General features: G+C 61.7%; 4 protein-coding genes. 2 read left to right on the top strand and 2 right to left on the bottom strand.

Annotation, left to right across the window (positions count from 1 at the left end):
• Together RT424_RS24370 and RT424_RS24365 are read left to right on the top strand one after the other, a co-directional pair.
• On the top strand, positions 1 to 356 hold a 356-nt coding region (locus tag RT424_RS24370), incomplete at its 5' end, for an SDR family oxidoreductase (protein ID WP_313443477.1).
• A 131-nt stretch (positions 357 to 487) separates the two neighbouring features.
• The gene (locus RT424_RS24365; protein ID WP_313443475.1) at positions 488 to 730 is read left to right on the top strand and encodes a hypothetical protein; all 243 of its coding nucleotides are present in this window, start codon (positions 488 to 490) and stop codon (positions 728 to 730) included.
• 228 nt (positions 731 to 958) lie between these two features.
• Here the strand turns inward: RT424_RS24365 and RT424_RS24360 are convergent, their stop codons facing one another.
• Together RT424_RS24360 and RT424_RS24355 are read right to left on the bottom strand one after the other, a co-directional pair.
• Positions 959 to 1,339 carry a PilZ domain-containing protein gene (locus RT424_RS24360; RefSeq protein WP_313443473.1) on the bottom strand — a complete coding sequence of 127 codons (381 nt, stop codon included), beginning with the start codon at positions 1,337 to 1,339 and terminating at the stop codon, positions 959 to 961.
• A 19-nt stretch (positions 1,340 to 1,358) separates the two neighbouring features.
• A partial coding sequence (locus RT424_RS24355; protein ID WP_313443471.1) for a transglutaminase family protein occupies positions 1,359 to 2,206 on the bottom strand: 848 nt, incomplete at its 5' end.

The raw sequence follows: 2,206 nt of genomic DNA, 5'->3' as shown, positions 1-2,206 counted from the left end.
CGGGCGCATCAGTCATAACGACGGCGTCGGTTCAGGCCTATGAGCCGTCCGATATTCTGCTGGACTATGCCACGACCAAGGCGGGCATCGTCGCCTATACAAAGGCACTTGCAAAACAATTGATCGAAAAAGGCATTCGGGCCAACGTCGTGGCCCCTGGTCCGTTCTGGACTGTGCTGCAGCCTAGTGGTGGCCAGCCTCAGGAAAAGGTCGCCAAGTTTGGCGAGCAGACCCAGTTCGGTCGTCCCGGGCAGCCGGTTGAAATTGCGCCCGTTTACGTGCTCCTCGCTTCGCAGGAGGCCAGTTACATCACGGGAGAAGTCTATGGCGTGACCGGCGGCGCCGGCATCGCTTAAGATATCCTGGCGGCCCGGCCCTTCGCCGGGTCGCCAGTTAGAACTTGTGAATGATACCGAATGCGAGACGCACGTGGGGTGTCGCGGAATTAAGCCCGCTCACACATTGCACATCGAGTTGAGTCGTCTCTTTGATCCGCCACGCAAGCGATAGGGCGGCGCTGGCCATGGTCGCCGCATCATGCCGGGTATCGGAACCTGCCGATCGGGCGCAAGCCATTCTTCCCGACGTCAAGATGATCTACACCACGGGATACACCCGCAACGCTGTGGTTCATAACAGTCAGCTCGATCCCGGCACCGAATTCCTCGCAAAGCCATTTGGCATTGACCGGTTGGCCGCCAAGGTACGGGCTGTGCCGGACCAGACCTAAAACGCAGTGGGCCCGAAACCCGCTCGAATGTCAGCTATCCTTATGGTTCGGCGGCGAACCGGACATTCGTCTTTCGGCCCGTCGTGCGGGGTTCCTGGAACGATCTTCAGTGCTCCAGGAATGGCAGGTGTTGGATAGGGACCTGCCATTTCCGGCGCGGCCCGCGAACGGCAGTTTTGTCCCAGGCCGCGTCATTCATCGTAGTGTGTGACAAACAGGCGATTTCCGTCACCGGCGCTCGTTAGCGTATATCTGGGTCCGTTTTATGTGACGCCCCCATGCCGCCTTTTCTCCTGCCGAAAGCGTGCCGCGCAGCGCTACGATATGATCGTGTAGCGGCTCGTAATGCGGCCAGTCGAAGGATAATCCCGCCTTCTCGCCGGCGACCCAGCGCACTGTTGCGGGAATACCGTCCAGGCCTTCCAGGCGAAGGGTTACCATCTTTGCGGGAGCGACCCGCTGGCCCCTGGTCACCAAGCAGCAGCCGCCCCGCGACAGGTTGGAGACGTGTCCGGCGATCTTGCTGCGTGATGTTCGGCAGACGGCCGTGGCCGCAATCGCCTCGCGCGGAAACTGTCTTTCATCGCTCTTGCCGGCCGCCTGGTTCACGTGTCACCCCCCGTAAGGCCTATGTGCGCCAGCGGTGTAAAGGATCGGTGAACGGCGCCTTTTCCGCGCAGGCTCGGCACTCCCCGGCTGTCAGGGCGCGGCGGTAACCTTGACAGTCTGGTTGTTGAGGACAGCGCGGCCGTAAGCGGTCAGGAACGCGATGTCGGCAGCATCCCACGCCGATCTTGGCCATTGCCGCTTCCTGCGCCATGCCGGTCGCATCGACCAGATGCCATTCGCCGCCCAGAAACACCTCCGCCACCGCGTGAAAATCCTGGGGCTCGACGCCGAGCGCATAGACACTGGCCATACGCGCCGGGATACCAGCGGCTCGCACCAGGGTGATCAGAACATGGGCATAGTCGCGGCAGATGCCCTGCCGGCGGATAAAAGTGTCGGCGGCGGTCGTATCCGACGTACTGGCGCCCGGCACATAGCTGAGGTGGCCATGGACCCAGTCGCGCATGGCAATGACTTTCTGGCCGCCCTCCAGACTATCGAATTCAGCGCAGACGAAGGACTGGAACTGGTCAGAAGGACAATAGCGCGAGGGCATCAGATATTGCACGGTTTCGCCCGGCAACTGGTGGGGCGGGATCGCTGGCAGCGCCAGGCAATCGTCAAGGATCCGGTTGATCGAGACAGTCGCCTTGTATTCGACACGCAGTTCGCTGCCGACGCGCACCCAGATCCGCTCCCCGATCATATCGTGCGCGGCGACACGCGCGAAGTGATCCGTCTCGGACAGGTCGATGTGCGCTTCCTCGATCGATTGCTCGGGGATCGCCGCGGCTTCGAGCTGCAAGAGGACGTCTGTCGGCCGGTCGAACCGATAGTCGAGCTGGGCATGGATGGCGATCTTCATCA

The organism is Novosphingobium sp., assembly GCF_032093395.1.
In the GTDB taxonomy this organism is placed as follows: domain Bacteria; phylum Pseudomonadota; class Alphaproteobacteria; order Sphingomonadales; family Sphingomonadaceae; genus Novosphingobium.
The sequence above is the reverse complement of the archived record's forward strand: the minus strand, read 5'-3'. Positions and strand labels throughout refer to the sequence as shown.